At 58.5% G+C, this 18,649-nt stretch carries 18 protein-coding genes; 3 read left to right on the top strand and 15 right to left on the bottom strand.

Annotation, left to right across the window (positions count from 1 at the left end; all coding sequences use genetic code 11):
- Window positions 1-3: 3 nt before the first annotated feature.
- The 5 genes from FIV39_RS29175 to FIV39_RS29155 all read right to left on the bottom strand — a co-directional run bounded on the left by FIV39_RS29175 (window position 4) and on the right by FIV39_RS29155 (window position 7,093).
- Window positions 4-2,154 (bottom strand): lipase family protein, encoded by a 2,151-nt coding sequence (locus FIV39_RS29175; protein WP_090402113.1) that lies wholly within the window; start codon window positions 2,152-2,154, stop codon window positions 4-6.
- A gap of 12 nt (window positions 2,155-2,166) precedes the next feature.
- Complete coding sequence (locus tag FIV39_RS29170; RefSeq protein WP_090402111.1) at window positions 2,167-2,949, bottom strand: hypothetical protein; 783 nt, start codon at window positions 2,947-2,949, stop codon at window positions 2,167-2,169.
- Window positions 2,942-3,778: a DUF4123 domain-containing protein gene (locus tag FIV39_RS29165; protein WP_090402109.1), complete on the bottom strand. Its 837-nt coding sequence runs from the start codon at window positions 3,776-3,778 to the stop codon at window positions 2,942-2,944. The genes FIV39_RS29170 and FIV39_RS29165 overlap by 8 nt, the downstream gene beginning before the upstream one ends.
- Window positions 3,778-5,796: a type VI secretion system Vgr family protein gene (locus FIV39_RS29160; protein WP_090402107.1), complete on the bottom strand. Its 2,019-nt coding sequence runs from the start codon at window positions 5,794-5,796 to the stop codon at window positions 3,778-3,780. The genes FIV39_RS29165 and FIV39_RS29160 overlap by 1 nt, the downstream gene beginning before the upstream one ends.
- Window positions 5,797-6,106: 310 nt before the next feature.
- Entirely contained in the window at window positions 6,107-7,093 is a 987-nt protein-coding gene (locus FIV39_RS29155; RefSeq protein ID WP_090402105.1) for a diaminopimelate epimerase, read from the bottom strand.
- Between FIV39_RS29155 and FIV39_RS29150 the strand changes: the two genes are divergently transcribed.
- Both FIV39_RS29150 and FIV39_RS29145 read left to right on the top strand, forming a co-directional pair.
- Complete coding sequence (locus FIV39_RS29150; protein ID WP_090402103.1) at window positions 7,092-7,415, top strand: hypothetical protein; 324 nt, start codon at window positions 7,092-7,094, stop codon at window positions 7,413-7,415. The genes FIV39_RS29155 and FIV39_RS29150 overlap by 2 nt on opposite strands.
- A 21-nt stretch (window positions 7,416-7,436) precedes the next feature.
- Window positions 7,437-8,588 carry an MFS transporter gene (locus FIV39_RS29145; RefSeq protein ID WP_090402101.1) on the top strand — a complete coding sequence of 384 codons (1,152 nt, stop codon included), beginning with the start codon at window positions 7,437-7,439 and terminating at the stop codon, window positions 8,586-8,588.
- Between the two features lie 9 nt (window positions 8,589-8,597).
- Here FIV39_RS29145 and FIV39_RS29140 read toward each other — a convergent pair whose 3' ends face one another.
- Window positions 8,598-9,374: a type III secretion effector protein gene (locus FIV39_RS29140; RefSeq protein WP_244176266.1), complete on the bottom strand. Its 777-nt coding sequence runs from the start codon at window positions 9,372-9,374 to the stop codon at window positions 8,598-8,600.
- A 768-nt stretch (window positions 9,375-10,142) separates the two neighbouring features.
- A complete protein-coding gene (locus FIV39_RS33640) occupies window positions 10,143-10,694 on the bottom strand; it encodes a hypothetical protein (RefSeq protein ID WP_244176265.1) in 552 nt (183 codons plus the stop codon).
- A 23-nt stretch (window positions 10,695-10,717) separates the two neighbouring features.
- On the opposite strand from FIV39_RS33640, the gene FIV39_RS33635 reads away from it, so the two are divergent.
- A complete protein-coding gene (locus FIV39_RS33635) occupies window positions 10,718-10,912 on the top strand; it encodes a hypothetical protein (protein WP_143513857.1) in 195 nt (64 codons plus the stop codon).
- A 416-nt stretch (window positions 10,913-11,328) separates the two neighbouring features.
- On the opposite strand, the gene FIV39_RS29120 is transcribed toward FIV39_RS33635, so the two are convergent.
- The 8 genes from FIV39_RS29120 to FIV39_RS33785 all read right to left on the bottom strand — a co-directional run bounded on the left by FIV39_RS29120 (window position 11,329) and on the right by FIV39_RS33785 (window position 18,570).
- Complete coding sequence (locus tag FIV39_RS29120; protein ID WP_090402095.1) at window positions 11,329-12,027, bottom strand: CGNR zinc finger domain-containing protein; 699 nt, start codon at window positions 12,025-12,027, stop codon at window positions 11,329-11,331.
- 96 nt (window positions 12,028-12,123) lie between these two features.
- On the bottom strand, window positions 12,124-12,738 hold the full coding sequence (gene cysC / locus FIV39_RS29115) for an adenylyl-sulfate kinase (RefSeq protein ID WP_090402094.1): 615 nt from the start codon (window positions 12,736-12,738) through the stop codon (window positions 12,124-12,126).
- On the bottom strand, window positions 12,735-13,964 hold the full coding sequence (locus tag FIV39_RS29110; RefSeq protein ID WP_090402092.1) for an MFS transporter: 1,230 nt from the start codon (window positions 13,962-13,964) through the stop codon (window positions 12,735-12,737). Before FIV39_RS29110 ends, cysC begins: the two co-directional genes overlap by 4 nt.
- 10 nt (window positions 13,965-13,974) lie before the next feature.
- Window positions 13,975-14,745 carry a class I SAM-dependent methyltransferase gene (locus FIV39_RS29105; protein ID WP_090402090.1) on the bottom strand — a complete coding sequence of 257 codons (771 nt, stop codon included), beginning with the start codon at window positions 14,743-14,745 and terminating at the stop codon, window positions 13,975-13,977.
- Between the two features lie 7 nt (window positions 14,746-14,752).
- Window positions 14,753-15,889 (bottom strand): nucleoside-diphosphate sugar epimerase/dehydratase, encoded by a 1,137-nt coding sequence (locus FIV39_RS29100; RefSeq protein ID WP_090402088.1) that lies wholly within the window; start codon window positions 15,887-15,889, stop codon window positions 14,753-14,755.
- Window positions 15,886-16,611, bottom strand: coding sequence for an SDR family NAD(P)-dependent oxidoreductase (locus FIV39_RS29095; protein ID WP_090402086.1), 726 nt, complete (start codon window positions 16,609-16,611; stop codon window positions 15,886-15,888). Before FIV39_RS29095 ends, FIV39_RS29100 begins: the two co-directional genes overlap by 4 nt.
- A 10-nt stretch (window positions 16,612-16,621) precedes the next feature.
- Window positions 16,622-17,350 (bottom strand): sulfotransferase-like domain-containing protein, encoded by a 729-nt coding sequence (locus tag FIV39_RS29090; protein ID WP_090402084.1) that lies wholly within the window; start codon window positions 17,348-17,350, stop codon window positions 16,622-16,624.
- A complete protein-coding gene (locus FIV39_RS33785) occupies window positions 17,347-18,570 on the bottom strand; it encodes a transaldolase family protein (protein WP_090409872.1) in 1,224 nt (407 codons plus the stop codon). Before FIV39_RS33785 ends, FIV39_RS29090 begins: the two co-directional genes overlap by 4 nt.
- Window positions 18,571-18,649 lie beyond the last annotated feature (79 nt).

The raw sequence follows: 18,649 nt of genomic DNA, 5'->3' as shown, positions 1-18,649 counted from the left end.
CGGTCACACGATTGAGTCGAGATCCAGCGGTTGCGCCCTCCCCAACTCGCTCTGCGTGGCGGGAGGGATACTGGCGACCTGAGGCAGTTGCTGGTTTTCGCGATGACGGAACCAACGCTTGAGACTGGGTTGCAGGTTGGAAGAGTGGCTATGACTGCCGTACACATCACGCGCTTCAAGACGACGCCAGCGCAGGGTTTGCAGGCGTTCGCGACTGGTGTGCAAGCGGTCGATCTCGGCGTTCAGCGGCTCATGGTATTCATAGCCACGGTCGTTGGCCGGGCGATGTCGGGTCAGTTCACGCCGCTTGTCCTGCAGTTGTTTGCGCATGGTCGCCAGGGCATGGTCGAGCAGTTCAAACTCTCTTTGGGTCACCAGAGGACCGTTGCTATCCACGGCTTGTTGCCAGCGACGCAACGTCGCCCAGGCGGCCGGGATGTAGCTGGCGGTCATGAAATGCTGTTCGTATTGCACCAACTGTTTGATCAGGCCGTCGCGATCAGGCATGTCACCCTGCGCTTGCCATGCTCGGTTGCGGCCGGCCTCTTCAATGGATTCACAGCCGGGCTTCCACAGCACAGAAGAATGCGTACCGTCCGCCAGTACGATCGGCATGAAGTGCTGTTGATCGCCGTGGTGTCGGTAGGGGTTGCCACCGATACGCACCAGGCCGGCGGCGAACAACAGGCCACCGGTCGTGGGGGCGCTGAATAGCGTGACGGCACCGGGGATCCAGAGTTTGGCGGTGGTGTTCATCCAAGGAGCCGGGACGCTGGGGACCGGGTCGTTGTGGTTGACGATGCGGTGGTGGACCAACGTGGAGGCGCCGGTAGTGAACGCTGCATCGGCGGCGCGGGGGGCGCCGTAGGTGTAGAGGAGGATGTTGTAGTTACGCGCAGGAATACGACGCAACCCTTCTGCCAGTAACAATGCAATTGCGCCGCCCAAGCTATGACCGCAAATGACTATTCGTTGGCCTATGTGAAATTGACTGAGGTAACGCAGTACGAAGTCACGCATAGCCCGGTAAGCCTGATAGAAACCTTCGTGTGCGTTGCCGATACCGTCGGCGAATGCAACCTGATGGGCGTTTGCGTCCCGTAGTGCGTCGGCCGTGCTGAACGTCCCGCGCACGGAAATCAGGATCACCTCATCGTGGTGGGTGATGAACGCCTGGGTGTCAGTGCCGTCTTTTTCATCATCAAAGAAGTGCAAGCTTGCAGGGTGCTCCTGTTTCTCCCCCAACTCCGGGCGATTTTGCAGGTACAACTCAGGATCGAAGGGCAGGATTTCGAAGCGTCTGGAGTAAGGGACATCTTCATAAAGAGGGTAAAAGCGCTGAGTTTGCTCGGGATCAACTCGCCAGGCTTCACGGTATCCAGACAGTTGCTTGGCAAACAGGTTTCCAACGCTGGGATCCAGCGGAAAATGGACTTTATCAACGGGTTTCTCCGAGGGCTCCTGTCCAAAATCGCAGTAACTCAACGCTGCAAATAAGGCTAACTGATACAGGTTCAAAGCACAGAACTTATCGTCGGTGCAGAGCATTGGACGCAGGGCTCGCAGCGGTCGAACTTCGAGAACGGTATGGTTGCCGGGGAACAGCACGATACCCGACAAGGTGGGCTGGGGCGGGCCAAACCCCAGGTCAGCCATCATTTTCAATGCATGCCTTGGGGGGCGGTGGGGCGTTTTTTCCACAGGGGGAAGATGCGCAATATGTCGAACCAAGTCGCTCACTTCAACCTGGTAAAACCGATCTGCGTTCTGTCGTCGAGGATTGCTTTCGGTTCGCCGGCCGTTGGAACTTGAAAAGCGCGTTTGTTCAGCTCGGACTTGAAGATCGGTGATGGGCAATGGATAGCCGTCTCGCTGCAACAACGTTGAATAGTAGCCCCTCTGCGCCTCATATGGAGCATCTAAAACCAGCACGACAGGACCGCGACACTGCCCCTGCAAGCGGGCAAAACCTTCTCCATTCAAATGCCCTTTGTGCCGTTGCCCTGAGCTGTCAAAAATCTCATATCTCAGCCCACCATAGGCTTTTCCATCACCTGATTCGTCTACTAGACAAAAACTCAGCCAACCTCCATGCAATACGCAAGCGGGCATACTTTCATTAAAAAAAGGGTGCTTCCATTGTTCCATCGTCATGCCTGGATATCCTTATTCAGTACAAGTTGGATATATGTCGCATATACGCCCATCGGGCATCTTGATGGGCTTGAAGTCGGTAGTATTCCCGTTACAGAACGCATACAGATCATCAAAATCCTTCCCTAGACAGCGCTTCCACCCACTAGGAACACGAATCCAGTTATCGCCCATGTAAGGTCGCTCTTCGGGATTGAGCCCTACTTTTATCAGTACCTTTTGTCCTCCCAGTTCATCTCGCAGCAAACCACCTCTCGCACTCGCTTTAGGTGGCGCCCCACTGTCGCGTGAATATCTGCATTTAAGGACCTTTATGATTGCGTGCTGCGGCCCCGCAGTCCGAAACAACCACTGACATTGCCAAGACAGCTCCTGAACTCCAGAATCAAGCATTCCTGGCCTATCCCCCTCCAGGCGATCCCGAATGGAAATCCCCCCAATATCCCCGCCAACATCAGAATCCCGCTCGCCCCACTTCGCATAAAGATCAAAGTCCACACTGCGCAGCACCAACGGACACCCCTGTACCGTTTCACTCAGCGGCAATTCATAACTCGCCCGACTCGCCACCGGCTTGTACTCGGTAAAAAAGACCTTCCGCTCCGGCCTCTTGCCTCGGCGCCTTGGCAAGGTGCAGGTCTCACCCGTTGCGGGCCCGTAGTTGGCGGCTGTTTTAAGTTTAAATTCCGCCGGTAAATCCATCTCCAACGTAAAGCGATCAACCGGCTTCATCGCACACCCCGAAAGTCCCGCCGTCGCCAGCGCAAGCAGCACGCCCCATACACGCTTACTCATCCTTGTTCTCCAACATGTGCCATTGCTGCAGCACCCGTTCAAAGTGATCACCCGGTGCCTCCCCCGCCATCGGCTGCCACCGAATCACACTAATGCGAGTGGCCTCTTCCAACCGTCGCACGACCAGAAACTCCAACTGTTCCGGCCTGCTCCATCGCCAAGTGCGAGCCTGTTCCAGCACCTGGGTCAACCAGGCCTTGGGGTCTTGGAATTCAACCAATGCCGCCAGGTCTTCACTGTGCTCAGCCAGCAGGTAACGCAGGATATTGGCGTGCAGGATGGCGCTGGCATTCGGGTTGGGCGTGTTCAGCCAAGGGGCTGGCTCGGGCATCGGATAGGCTCCGGGAGCAGGGTTGTCAGCACAGTGCCAACGGCCTTCATGCCAGTAGCACACACTGATCAGTGGCCCGAGGAATGCTGGCCATTGCTCACGACCCAGATGGTTCAGTGCGCGCGCCAACGTACGATTGTCGTGAAGACGGTACAGCGTCCGGTTATTCTCCGGCCCGACCAGCAGCCGGTCGCGCCAATGCCGGGACATGTCCGTCAGGTCCGCGTTTGGCAAACTGCCCAACCACCCCCAATTCATCTCAGGTTCTTGGAGAAGATCGAGCAGCGCGGGCTCACCCACCTGGTCCAGCAACAGCATCACGGGGCCAGCCGTGGCCATTTCCGCCAGTGGGGTTTGTGCGTAGAGGCGGCAGTACGCAGGGAAACCGCGCACCGCCAGCATTGGCTGGCAGGCTGCGTTATTACCCTCAAGCATCAGGCACAGCCTGTGCCCAGCCTGCAGCTGTTGGGTCATCCATTGGTTTGGCAGGTTTTCCATCAGGCTGCCCTCCCGCTGACAGTGCAGAGGCCTTCGCGACAGCGCTCGCATACCGGGCAGAAGTCCGCATCCAGTTGCCTGGCCACGTGCATGATGACGCCCTGTGTGGCGGAGATTTTCGGGCTCTGCGCAACCGACAGGGCATTCGCCGACCCGATCGCGGACGGGGTGCCGCCGAGGGTGATGGGCCGACTGCTGAAAATGCCACCCGCCTGGATCACCAGGTGCTCTCCGCCGGCCTTGAAGCTCAGTTGTACACCCGCGTCGATCACCAGGCTGGCACCCGCCTTGAGATGCACCTGTTGCCCGGCTTCAATCACCAGGGTCTGCCCGACATACGTCTGGCTATCGCCTTGCACGTCCAGGTGGTCGCTGGCTTTGAGCACAACCTTGCGGTCACCGCTGACGTGACGATGCTCATCGCTTTCCAGGTGAACCGTACTTAACCCTCGGATGATTTCACGCCGCTCACCGGCCACTTCCAGGCGACTGTCATGCCCCACCTGTTGCTCCAGGTCCCGTTGAGCCCGAAGGTAGATGAGTTCCTTGCCACGGAGGTCCTCCAGGTGCAATTCATTGGAGCCGCCACCACCCGGGGTGCTGCGACTGCGCAAGACACTGCGGGTCTTGTGCTGCGGCAAGGAATGGGCCGGCATGTGCAACGCATTGGGCAGGCAACCGTTGATCAACGGTTGGTCCGGGTCGCCCTCCAGGAACGTCACCAGCACTTCCATGCCCACCCGCGGGATCATCATTGCGCCAAACCCGTCTCCCGCCCAACCAGAGGCCACCCGTACCCAACAACTGCTTTTGTCATCGGTCTTGTCCAGTCGGTCCCAGTGAAACCGTACTTTCACCCGACCGTATGCATCGCAATGCACCTCCTCACCGGCAGGCCCGGTCACCGTTGCGGTCTGGGTGCCGTGGAGGGTCGGCTTGGGATGTTTGAGGGGCGGTCGATACGGCGCACTCCAGGGTGTCGCAGTGAAACGGTTGCGATACCCCTGGAATGCACCCACCTCTCCTGCCGCTTGCTCCAGCACCTGTGGTTGATAACCCTCGTGACGGACCGAAGTGATCAACCATAAATTATTGCAGGCCGGATCCGGATGATCGTGTAGCTCAAGGAAATGCCCACTGCGCAACACCGGTTGGTCGCTCCTGCCCAATGCCCGATATCGGCCGATCTGAAGACGCTCCAACCCTCTGCGAGCCAGGCGCGCGCCCCGTGCATGGCCGGTAAAACCAGCCGGGTAGCGGTAGTCCTCAAGAGGTTGCGCCGAGGCAGAACCTGCGGCGTCTTGCAGACACAAGGACGGATGCTCGAAGTCATGATCACGTCGCACCGTTTGCTGGCTGCGGGTGGCCAGGCGTAAGTCGAAACGCTGGATAACCCGCATTTCGGCCTGCGGCCCGCCGGCAGGTGAATAACGCTGCGCGGGCAGGCGGAGAAATACGGTCTGGTCGTCGCCAAACACCAGCACATGTTGGCTCTCGCTATGACGGAAGTGGTAATGAATGCCCTCCTCTTCACACAGCCGCTGGATGAAATGCAGATCGGTTTCCGCGTATTGCACGCAGAACGTAAGCGGGGGGTAGACCACCGGTCCCAGTTCAAACGCATAGCGGTCGGCCAGAATGCCGTGCTGTTCGAGGACTGCCGCGATGATCTGCGGAACGCTGCGCTGCTGGAAAATCCGCTGGTCGCGTCGATGGGCAAGGTAGGCGAGACGCGGCGCCAACGTCAGTTGATAGCGGGTGAGCCGCCGCCCGGGGTCGTCGCGGCCAATCGCGTAAACCTGCCCGTGCAGGCCTTCATTGACGTCGCCGAAAGCCAGGTAGGCGGGCTGGTGGAGCAGTGACTCCAGATCCAGTGAAGGGTTTTCGCTGACCACCTGCACCTGAATGAAAAACGGCTGGTCAAGAACCTCCTGACCTTTGAACGCCAGTACTTGAAAGTCAGTCTTTATGCCTGGAAGGATTAATTTGAAACGTGACGAAACAAACGCGTTAACCATCCGTTGTTACCCGCCAATATCTATAGTTATTACCGAACTGAAATACTCCCCCCGCCAAACATGGAATAAGTTGCCGAGGAAAAGCGCCTGAACGCCGTAAAGCTTAGCGATCTCAGGAAAAAATCGGCTCCGGAAAAATAAAAAAGAAGTTTCGTACGACTGAAATTGAAATGTCTTTTACAAAATAATAAATCAAGCCAATGTGCCACTTCTTAAGCATCAGAAATGCCCTACACCAACTTTCATCTAATAAATGAATTGATAGCGAAACAGCTGACACCCACTCAGGGCATCAGCCGTCCAAAAGACTTTATACCTGGAGCCGTGCAGTTCCGAAGAGGCTGACGCTCAGCAGTGTATCGAGCTGGGTATGCAAGCGTACTGGCGCAGTGCCGCCCGGCATCACCACCGCGACTTCATCGCCCTCCACCCAACCCGCTCGCCACGCCGCACAGGCCACGGCACTGGCGCTGGTCCCGGAGGACGCCGTGGGGCCCTCGCCCCGTTCGAACACCCGGGCAACCACCCGGTTGCGGGATTGCCTGGCGACCCATTGCAAATTGACGCCAGCCAAACAGGGCTCGCCGCTTCCTGCCGGAGGGGCGAAGGCGATCGCCTGCAACGCTTCGAACAGCGCTGGTTGCTGCATCTGCAGATTGTCCGGCAAGGCTGACACCTGGTCGACCAAGGTCACACAATGAGGATTGCCCACACGCACAAACTGACTGTACGCCCACTGTGGGTTAATCGCCGCCAACGCCTTCACATGGCTCAGTTCAATGCCGTCCAGGAACACCTGCTCCACCCCTTGCGCCCCCACGGCCGACGGCCCGAAGCCGGGCAAACCCAATGCCAGCCAGAATCCAGAGCGGTGCTCATGGACGGCAGGCGCGACCCGAGTCACCACCGGCGACACCACGTCAGGCTTGTCATGGTGCACGCGCAAATCACAGGCCTCAGTCATCAAGCCCTGGTCAGTAAGCGCCTGGGCAAAAATCGTCAACCCATTGCCACTGCGCTCGGCCAGGGAGCCATCGGTATTCACGATCAACAGGTCAAACGGTGGCTCGGCCTGGAACGGGCCGACCAGCAGGCCGTCACAGCGGTGGGCCTTGGCATCCACCGAGCGCGGCGTCGAGCCCCACTCGCATTCGGAGCTTATGGCCGACGCAGCCCAAACCTCACGAGTATCCGCGGCCTGCGCCGCGCTGTTGGGCACCTCGATACCCTGCTGTCGTAAAAACGCCGGGCTGGCGACCCCGTAAATGTTACCCCGTGCGTCATAGAACTGGGTCATGGCGCCGTTTGCCTTGCAGTCTTCATCGGTGCATCCGCTCGGTTGCCTACAGGATTGGCCAGCAGCGTATTACACAATGCAGGGTTTGTGGGAGGCGTTCTGGAAGACGGTAATCCACCGCGAGAGCCCGGGGTTCACCAGTTCACACATGGATGACGCACCGTCCAGAACGCCTCCCGCAAAGACCATCCATGTGTGGTTACCAACTGCCATAACGTTCCAGGTTTTGAAAATTAAATTCATCGCCGCCTATCTCGAGGGCACCCGACTCGCCCCCCAAGGCCTGATGTGCAACGATGTCGCGCTGGACATCGTTTGTTGAACGCAAAACCAAGGATTTTTCATGACTGCCATCCCCACCCCAGCACCCGTGGTTCCCGGGCGGCTGGAGCAAATGTCGACCCGCATCGCATTTTTTATCGCCGGCTTCGGTATTGCTGCCTGGGCGCCATTGGTGCCATACGCCAAAGCGCGCGCAGAACTGAGTGAGGGCACGCTGGGCCTGCTGCTGTTGTGCCTGGGGGTGGGTTCTATCATCGCCATGCCGGCCGCCGGTGCGTTGGCGTCTCGCTACGGTTGCCGACGCGTGCTGAGCGCCGGCACGATCATGATCTGCCTGGCCTTGCCCATGCTGGCCACCGTCAGCTCGATTCCGTTGCTGATCGCCGGGTTGTTCCTGTTTGGAGCGGGCCTCGGCACGGTGGACTCCACGGTGAACCTGCAAGCGGTGATTGTTGAGCGCGCCAGTGGCAAAACCATGATGTCGGGCTTCCATGGTTTGTTCAGCCTGGGAGGGATCGTCGGCGCCGCAGGGGTTGCCGGGTTACTGGGGTTAGGTCTGTCGCCTCTGCAAGCGACCCTGGTGGTGATCGTCATCATGGCGGTAGCGCTGCTCAAGGCCGGACCACATTTGTTGCCTTACGGCAGTGAAAGTTCGGGCCCGGCCTTTGCGATTCCCCACGGCGTGGTGCTGTTTATCGGCTGCCTGTGCTTTATCGTGTTTTTGGCCGAAGGCGCAGTGCTTGACTGGAGCGCCGTGTTCCTCAGTGCCGAACGCGGCCTGGACGAAGCCTACGCCGGCCTGGGTTACGCCGCCTTCGCCCTGACCATGACTGCCGGACGCCTGACCGGCGATGCCATTGTGCGGCGCCTGGGCGCAACCCGTGTGATCGTGATCGGTGGCGCACTGGCCACTGCCGGCATGTTGCTGGCAACGTTGTTTCCGGCCTGGGAAACCGCGTTGCTGGGGTATGCGCTGGTAGGTGCCGGTTGTTCGAATATCGTACCGGTGCTGTACACCGCCGTCGGCAAGCAAACGGTAATGCCGGAGCATATCGCCGTGCCAGCCATCACTACCTTGGGGTATGCCGGCATTCTTGCAGGCCCCGCGGTGATCGGTTTTATTGCCCATGGCAGCAACCTGAGCAGCGCCTTTGTGCTGATCGCACTGTTGCTGGCGGGTGTGTCCCTCAGTGGCAAGATCCTCAAGGTATGACCCAGGGCATCAGCGCGCTTTGCGAACCTGATCCTCCTCCAGCCAAACATCGAGGCTTTTGTTGCTGAGCCAGCCTTCCTTTTGAGGCGGACCAAACAGTCGCGTGCGGTTCGCACGTTCCAGTGAAGGCAACAAACCTGGCCGCTCAAGAATGTTCTTTGCGATATAGACACAGCGCTCGTCGTACTTGGGCTGATGCATGCCAGTGGAAAGATCCAACACAGGCGCACCCCGTTGATCAACCGCATATGGATCCTGCATGACGGCCTTGAGCGTGGCGATTTCGACGTACTGGTACTGTTCAAAGAGATACGTCCGATCCTGCGCACTGTCTCTCAATTGTTCGAACTGGCCCTGCAGGGCCTGCACCACCTGGGCATTGCCCTGGGCATGGAACGGGTCCTGGCTGAACACACTCGGAGAGCTGTTCCCCTGCAAACTGTGGGCAGCAGCCCGAAGACTGTCACGTGTGACATCGCCGTCGCGGCTCAAAATCGCATCATTCAACCGCGGGCGCTTCAGAATTTCGCCGACCACCTGAATTGTTCGGTCCAACTCCTCGCTTTCCCCCATACGTTCGGCGGCAACGCGCTGCAATGACGTCCAGGTCAAACGCCCTTCGTTCAGGAATGGGTGCAGCCTGCCAAAGTCTTTTTCCAGGGCTCGCGCCAGTTGGCTGTCGGTGGACATTACACCGGGCAGGGCAAGGCTCTCGCGCTTAACAGGCAGGTTCTGCAGCGCTCGGTGATGCAGCGCCGACAATGTCCCGCGCAGTAGCAGGGGCACCCGCGGCACCCCATCGGGGCGCGCAGGACGAACCTCCTCCCAGGTTTCAGAGTGGGGGAACGGCTCTGGCGCTGTGGGTCGTAGAACCGGCTCGCCCGATGCCAAGGGCAGACCGTGGGGTAGTACACCCTCGATTGACATGGGATTTCTCCAACACTCTTCCGATACATACCTGCCCGGTAATCGCCCCCGTGACGCTCGACATCACGAATGGATTTCCCTCAGACAAGTACCTCATGTGTGGTTGGACCAACACGACAGTTCCGGATGTTCGACGGAGACCGATGACAGCATGTAAAAAAGCGACGATGGGGCCCGCTTTACCGACGCCACCAGCTCGTCAGGCTATTGATCAACCTGAAGTATTTGAGCGGCTTTGCGTCCTCACCCTGCACCTGTCCGGTCGCGAGCATGCCACTGGAAAAGTCTGCCTCGACGGGTGCCCGGAATTTTCGCTGACCGGCGAAGGCCCTCATGCGTCTGGCTTCGACAGCATGCACATCCGCTGGGGCCAGGGGCTCTGACGTGGTGATGTCGTCTCTGGACACGCTCGGATGGCCATCACGGTTACTAAGAAAGAGCTCACGATAGCCAGGCTGGGATGGGTGAAACGAGGTTGACGTCATTGGCTAGCCCTCCACTCTGAATCTGAAAGCCGACCGGTTTGATCAAGGCCGGTGCATATGACCTAGGTGGTCAATCGGCTTAAACAGTTCCAGACAAAAGGGAGGCAGGCACCGGCATTCAGTTGCGGTGCCTGGGCTTCGGTCAGCGGGAAAGGTAGTGAAGCGCGTGCCGACTGATTCGGCCGTCATTGTCACGACCTGCGAGATTGTCCATTTTCGTCAACATGTCACTGCGCTTGAGAACTTCCTGGGCCAGCTGGATCAGATGATTCCTGGACGCGTGCCCATTCGGCTTCTGGGCCGCCCACCGGCGCAGGTCATTGAAACTCAGCTCCTGCGCGTGGGGATTGCTTTTCAGATCGTCGAAATGTTCCAGCATTTCACCGGCCAGTTCCTTGTCGGACTTGTATTTGAAGCCGTTTTCTCCCCTGATCACCGAACTCACATTTTGCCGGTCGATCAGGCCATCCAGCGCGCCGGTAGACGTGTGCCGGTCCAGGGCACTCATCAGCTCCGGACGACGCAACAACTCATTAGCCAGGCGAATGTTGGCGTTAGTGACGGGATTGGGAGACCAGCCCTTTTTTGCCATCGCATGGATACTGTCAACGCTGACATATCCGGGATTTTTGCGGTCCCTGAAGGCATCGAAGTTATTGAGCAACTGCTGGGCCAACTCTTCGTTGTTTTTCAACGAATACTGCTGATGAGGCCGGCATGGCGGGGTCGGGTACGGTTTACCCATGCACGGATCGGGGCGTGGCGGCGGATGACCGCAACCAGGATTCGGTCTTGGTGGCGGGTGACTACAGCCAGGATTCGGCCGTGGCGGTGGGTGACCGCAGCCCGGATGATGGGGTGGGCGATGCCCCGCGAACCAATGTCCCACCCAGTGTTTGGCCGAATCGATGAAGCCCCGCGAAGCAGGCACACTGTAGTGATGCGCCTCGTTATCAGCCGAATGCCGACGGGTTCCCAACGGCTGCTGATCAGCGAACACTGGCCCGCCCTGGCTGTGCCGAGACAGGAAGCTGACGGTTGTAGCCGTCTGACCGTTGGCGGACGGCTCCGGGCGAGCGACTTTGACCTCAGGTGCAGAAGTGGCCGGGGAAAAACCAGAAGTTGATGAGACAGAGCCGTGTGTATCGGACATCGATACCGACATGATTTTCTCCATTACGGTGGGCGCGATCTTCAGCTTGCCGCTCCAACGTATCGTCGAAGCCCATCAGCGTCCCCATGAGTGGCACTTATGTCGGAAACGGTTCCTGAATCAGCAGTAATAGGCGCTGCGAGGATGTAAGAAACGGGGAAAAAAATCGCAGCTCCTACAGAGTTGTGACGTCTCCCAACCGATACAGGTCAGAACCGTCGCTGTGGACCTCGCGGCGCGTTTCCTGGGTTTTAAGGCGGCTCAATTTCTCCCGGCTGCCGCACACGCTCATCTGGCACCATTTGCGCAGTTTGTTCTTGGAAATATCCAGGAATATCCAATCACAGTCGGTGGCCGTGCAGCACTTAAGCGCGCGAAGATCGCCGGAGACCAGCAATTGCGTGGCCTCGATCGCCAGGCGCCCGATCAGCATCGCGGTCAATTCCTGGGCGTTGGTGCAGGTTTTCCACGCCCAGGCCGGCGTCCCGTCAACCGTGCGCAGCACCCGCCAGGCGGCGCCTTGCTGGAAATTCAGGTTGATCTGCTGCAAAACTTCATCGGCCGCAACCTGGCGCAAGGACAACGGGTAAAAAACCGCGTACAGGCATTCGCGAAACGCAATGATGGCGTCCAGGTCCGGTTGGTAGGAAATAGGCGACTCGAACACCATGGCCTTGTATTCAGCGAACTCCTGGGCAGAGATCAACGAGGCGTGCAGCGCCCATTCAAAGAAGAACTGAAAACTGGTGAGCCGCTCTTCCATTACCTTGAGTGGCGAACCAGGGCGGCGGCCGTTGGTGGTATTGATGAAGTCCAACACCTGGGCCCCGCCAATCAGGCGGATGGATTTTGCAGTGCCGGTGAAATGCGTCATGCCTGCTCCTGAAAAAACGCGGTATGGCTGCGATGGCGCAGATTACCTTGTTTTTTGAACGTGCAGGCACCGCCACCGCGGCGCAAAGACCAGCGGCTATGTGCACTCGTCGTTGCGGGCCACCCAATCGAGAATAGTCGCGACAGACTGCTCGACAGACAGCGTCTGGGTGTCCACGTGCACTTCCGGAAAGATCGGCACGTCGTAGTCCGAATCAATACCGGTGAAGTGTTTGATCAGCCCCAGGCGGGCTTTTTTATACAAGCCTTTAGGGTCACGCTTTTCGGCGGTTTCCAGCGGTGCATCCACGTGCACTTCGACAAAATGCTCATTGCCGATAATGGCGCGTGCGTAATGTCGACTGGCCGCCGACGGTGAGATCAGCGCCACGATCACCACCAGCCCCGCGTCCAGCATCAAGCGCGCGACCTCCGCGACCCGCCGGATATTCTCATCGCGGTCGCTGTCGGTAAAACCCAGGTCGCGGCACAGGCCGCTGCGCACCGAGTCGCCGTCAATGATGCAGGTCAGGCGCCCCCGGGCCTGCAAGGCCATATCCAGCGCATCGGCAATCGTCGACTTGCCGGAAGCCGAGATGCCCGTCATCCAGATGACCAAGGGCTTTTGCGGCATACGTGAGCGTTCGGCGCTGAGATGGCTGAACGCAAACGCATGCAGGTTCTGGTCTGGACGCTCCGGAAAATAACTCATGGTCGCTGACCCTCCGTCACCGAAACTGGCGGTTTACCCAACAGGAACACCATCACGCATTGCACGAACAACAACAGCGCAACCACCCAATAGACGGTCGAGAACGAGCCGGTCAGGTCCTTGGAAAAGCCGCCCAGGAAGTTGCCGCATACGCCCCCCAAGCCGATCAGCACATTGGCAATACCAAATGCCTGGGTCAGTCGGCTGACCGGCACGATTTGCCCGATGTAGCTGGGGACAAGCCCGAAGATGGGGTAGAACGCCAGTGCAAACAAAAACGCGGCCAGGTAGAACAGCGGGAGGCTGTTGAAACTGAACACCAGGGTGGCCGCCAGCCCCGCACTCAGAAAGCACATTGCCAGTGACGTCCTGACGCCCACCTTGTCGGCGATCCACCCCACCAGGAAGCCCGAGGCCATGCCCACCGCACCGATGGTGGTCCAGACAAACCCGGCGTCTTGCACCGACACCCCCAACTCATCCCGCAGGAAGGGTGCGAGGTACGTCTGGAACGGCAACAGCGCCATCCCATTCAAAAAGGCAATCGCCCAGGTCAGGTACAGCGAGCGACTCAACCAAGGTGCGTGGCTGTCGAAGGCCGTCGAACGCTGCCCGGAAAAACCGGCGTCTTTGCCCGCCACCATGTTGCGCAGCAGAAACCAGGCCACCCCGCACAGGGCCACCGAGATCAGGCCCGCGGTGAGCCAGATCGAGCGCCAGCCGCCCTGCAGGGTGAGAAACGACACCAGCAAGCCATTGATAAACACGCCGTAGCTGGTACCACTGGAAATCAACCCCATGACCCGCGAGCGATTACCCGGACTGAAGCCCTTGGTGACAATCTCTGCCAGCGGGATATACACCGAAGCCGAGCAGCCACCGAGCAAAATCAACAGTGCCCCGGACAACCAGATACTGTTGCTGACACTCAGCCCCAGCAACGCCAGGGACGTCATCAGCGTCGACACCAGGCTGATTTTCCAGCCTTCGAAAAAACGGCTGATATAACTGGTGACCGATGAAAACAGCAGGAAGCCGATCTGCGCACCGCCGGTGATCAAGCCCACCGTGGTGTAGTCGAAACCGATGTCGCGGCGCATGTCCACCACCAGGTTGGCGAACAGGTAGACGCCAAACCCATAGGTACTGGCCACGAACCCGGTCAACACCACCGCCAGCACCACGCTGTCCAACGGGCGGGCGCTACTCTGTACCAGTGTGCTCATCAGGCACTCCTTAAACGGCACGCGCCGTGTGGATGACAAAATCACAATTCATCATGTCGTAGTCACGCTGGAAATCACCGTAACTCTCATGGGTGGAAAATCCGGATTTGAGCACCTCCCCCTTCAACTCGCCCGGCAACAGCGGATAGACCTGCAACCGGTACTGCTCGGCGTTATCAAACGAGTAGATGAACTCACACACGTGTTCATCGACCTGCCCCAAGCCGACGGATGCGTGCGTACCGCAGTAATAGTAATTACCGCTGGATTTGAACTTGCCTGCGCGAATGGCAAAGAAGTTACGTTGATCCACAATCAGCAAACCGCCCGGATTGAGCAATGCCCTGAATTTCTCCAGCACCTCCAACCGTTCATGGGCTGCAAACACATGGCACAGCGAACTGCCCAGGCACACCACCGCATCGAAGCGCCCCAGTTCGGCGGGATCGAGGGACTGCCAGTCCCTGTAGTGCGATTCGATCGTCAACCCGCGTTGCCGAAAATTCTCCCGGGCCTTGGTCAACATCGTGCTGCTGCCGTCCGTGGCGACGACATCGAACCCCGCCTGTTTAAGCTGGACCGCATGAAAACCACTGCCCGTGGAGACGTCGATCACCGACTTCACGCCGTGCTGCTTCAGCAGGTTTTCAAAGAACCCGTTCTCCCCCGCCTTTCTTTTGTCCCAATCGATTAAGTCGTCCCAGCGTTCAACGAATTTTTTTGAGTATTGCGTGGCGTAACTGGCGACTTCGCTGTGCTTGTGCCCCGACATCTGATTCATCACACACCTACCAGGTTGAATGTTTGAAAGACAGGTATTTGCTCGACAGCTCGTGCGCGAACTCGGCGGACTGTTCGATCGACATGGTTTTCTTCGAGTACCCCAGCATCGCCTGCATCACGGCCATGCATTGCGGGTTGTAGGTGACCGAGCCATCGCAATGAATTTCATCGATGCCATCCTGGCTCTGGCAGATGGTATTGATGCGCACCGCTTCGTCCTGGGGGCAGTCTGCGCTGAACTGCACGTTGATCCGCCCCTCCTGCAACCACACCGGATACCCGCCCGGCAACCCCAGCGGGCCGGGCGCGTGCACCCGCACCGGCGTGGGCGAAAACAGCCCTTCGATCACGGTGACGGCCGAGCACGCCGTGAGGAACTGCCCATCGACACCGCCCAGGCGGCGGAACTCGGATTTAACCGTGGAAAAAATCGCTTCGGCCGGCAGGCGGGTCACGGCCGGACGGTCACGAATCTCATACAACAAGCGGTAACTGGCACGCGGGGGCAAGCCGCCGCGCGGCACGTAGTGGCTGAAATAGTGCTGGGCATACAGGCGCACCTGCACATCGGCAGGCGCACACTCCAGCAACCGCGCAATGGAAAAACGCACCGCCGGGATCAGGTTGGCCACATTGCCAACGCCAATATCCGGCGCCAGACCGACCCTGGCCAGGATCGGGTTGACCGCATCGGGAAAGGCCGCATTGACCGTCCGGGTCACGATGCCGGAAGCTTTTACCGCCTGCATCAAGTGATGCATCAGCGTCAGGTGCATGGGGAGCCAGGGGCCGAACTGCGCCTGGTCGAGCTGCTCGAACGAGAGCTTGGGCAATCCGGTGATCACCCGCCACGACTGCAACGACGCGCAGTTCACCACCAGGTCCGGCGCCTCTGCACGCAGCACCTGGGTCACCCGGCCGATATCGGTGAGGTCAGCGATCACCGGCTTGATCGCGATGTCGTGCCCCAACTGTGCACACGACAGTGCCACCAGGTTGCACAGCCGCAAGGTCGCGTCTTCATTGCGTCCCAGCACCACGAATTCAAAGGCATTTTTCGGCCCGAGAATCTTCAGGATCTGCAGGCACAGGTTGCCTGCGCCCACCAGCAGCAGTTTCTTTTTGCGGGCTGACGGGCTCATCGTGGGTAGGCTCCGTTGTCCACCGGAATGACCTTGCCGGTGATATGACGCATGGCATCGCTGATCACCAGCAAAATGACCTCGGCAACGCCGCCGGGCAGGATCGGATCCTTGAGGATTTCCTGGCGCGCGTACTCGGCGCGGCGGTATTCAGGGATGGTGTCGTAGATGGCGGTGTCATGGATCAGCGCCGGCGACACCGCGTTAACCCGCACGAACGGCGCGAAATTCCAGGCATTGGCTTTGGTCAGGCCGATCACCGCCGCCTTGGTGGCGCCGTACAAGGCATCGCAGCTGCCCACTTCGCCGGCCACAGAAGCGATATTGACGATGCTGCGCGGCGCCTCGTGTTGCATTTCCCGTTCGGCGAAGTCTTTGGAGAGATAAACCAGTGCCTTGAGGTTCACCGTCAGGATTTCGTCCACTTCTGCATCGGAATAGGCGTAGACGCTTTTGCCGTGGTAAATGCCGGCGTTATTCACTAACGCATGAATCGTTACGTGGCGCTCGTACAGTGCAGGTATAAAACCCTTGATCACCGCATTATCCGAAAAGTCCGCGACATGCGCTTCCAATACATCCGCCGTGTAAGCACGCTGCAACGCACGTATGCCTTCAGCATCCTTGTCGGCACCGATAACGAAATAACCTGCCTGGATAGCCTTTTCCACGGTAGCCCGACCAATTCCATTGGCCGCGCCGGTGACAATCAACTTTTTCATACAACAATCCTTATTGGCAAAATTCATTCATGCGCGCGTAGAAAGGTCGATGGTATTCGTAAAAGGCTTTTAATTTCGGCGACTGATCGAAAGCCTCCATGTCGATACGCGGTTTATCCGGCGAAGTAATGCATTCACTGTTCTGCGCCGCCACATGCCAACTCCTCCAGGTTTTCCACTGAGGTGGGCATTCGCGTTTCCATGTCATGGCGTGGGGCAAAAATTCAATCTGCAAGTAGTCACACAGTTTACGAATGACACGCTCCGGCTCAGCGGCAAGGTCATCGGCATTAATCACATAAGGCACTTTTCCGATAAGTTTGGTCACCACACAAAAAATCTCGTACAAGGCTTTATGCCCGATGGCCTGCACGGGCATATCGGGATGTACCCGATGATGGGAAACAATGCTGCTGGCGGGCTCGCGAATAATAAAAATATTGTGTTGTTGCGCCAGGAAGTCGCGGTCAACTTTCAAGTTATCCAGGCAGTGGTAGCACATGTCTTTGTGAAAGACATTGGCACTTTCCCGGGCCTTGATCAGTTGCTCTTTTATGCCTTGATACGTAGTGGGAAAACTGTGATCCCACTCATCCGAAGGAATCACTGAATCTGCGGAAAACGCCATATGCGCAAACGGCTCGTGGAACACCTCAAAATCCCCCCGCTCGATAAACACACGCTCCAACACCGTGGAACGGGAACGCGGGTGCGCCCATAACCCGACCATCTTGTTCATGCCAGCACCCCGTATTCAGCGGCCAGGATGGCATTGAGCGAGCGTGCGAAAGGCTTCGCCACCGGACACAGGCGCACGCAGTAATCGGTCAGGCGCCGATGCGCACTGTTGGCTTCGTTGCAGGCGTTGATAAACGCCTCATGATTGCCAAAGTCGTAGGGCTCGATGCTGTCGATGAAATAGGCTTCGCAGAAATACGGAATGCGGATGAGCCTGGCGAACGTCTCAGCCGGCGCCTGCTGGGGCTCGCGGGCGGGTGCCACGGGTTTACCGTGGCTTTCACGCTCGATCAGAAACTCCACCACATCCGGCGTCAGCGTGTAGCACGTGGTGGTCAGCCCGGTTTTTTCCAGGTGCCAGCAGTGCTTGTGGCCACGTTCGTCAACGTCGACTTTGATACTGGAAAGCAGGGTTTTGACCGGGACCTTCGAGGCCGCGACCAGGGCCTGTATCTGCTGGTAAATCATCAGCTCGGCCCAACGCATGTCCTCCGGGCCCAGCGCCAGGCCACGCTCGGCGGCCTGCAAGGCGAACTCGGGTTGGCAGGAAAAACGCCCGATCATAAAGGTGATCACGTACTTGCAACGGCAAGTGTCGACACCGTTGCGGCGCGCGCTGGCAATGCCCCGCTCTATTGCCTGGATACCGGCCTGGAACTGCGAAACGGTGAAGCAGAACGTGATGTTGATCGAAACGCCTTGGGCCACCAGGTGCTCAATCGTCGCGAAACCCTCCAGGCTGCCCGGCACTTTCACCATCACATTTGCCGCCAGGCGATGCAGTTCCACGCCTCGCGCGGTCATGCGCTCGCTGCACCGCACATCCGACGGGTCGACCTGGGCGCAGATCCAGCCGTCGGCCTGAGCCGATTGGACCCACAGCGGCTTGAGCGTCGAGGCGCCTTCTGCAATCACTTCGTTGTAGAGTTGCTTGCGCAATTCCCCGGGAGACAGGCTCGCCAGATTAAAACGCGACGACCAGTACTCTTTCTTATCGAGGATCGCCGCCGTCACCAGCCGGGGGTTGGTGGTCACACTGCTGAAGCCCCAGGGCAGGGAGAAATCCTGCGGCATCAACTGTTCGATATGGGCGGCGGCTGCCGGGTACTTATCCAACAAATGTTTTTTATACGGCGCGTACACCACGGGCGACGAATCCCACCACACTTCCGAACCGGCATCATTGCGTTTAAGTCGCTCTATATAACCCAGTGTGCCCACAACACTTGCTCCTTGAGTAACTTTATCAATAAGGGTCGGTAACTCACGCATATCGGCAAAAGGTAACGCGCCGGCTTCG

The organism is Pseudomonas grimontii, from assembly GCF_007858185.1.
GTDB classification, from domain to species: domain Bacteria; phylum Pseudomonadota; class Gammaproteobacteria; order Pseudomonadales; family Pseudomonadaceae; genus Aquipseudomonas; species Aquipseudomonas grimontii.
Note: the sequence above shows the minus strand (reverse complement) of the source record. Positions and strands in the feature narration are given on the sequence as shown.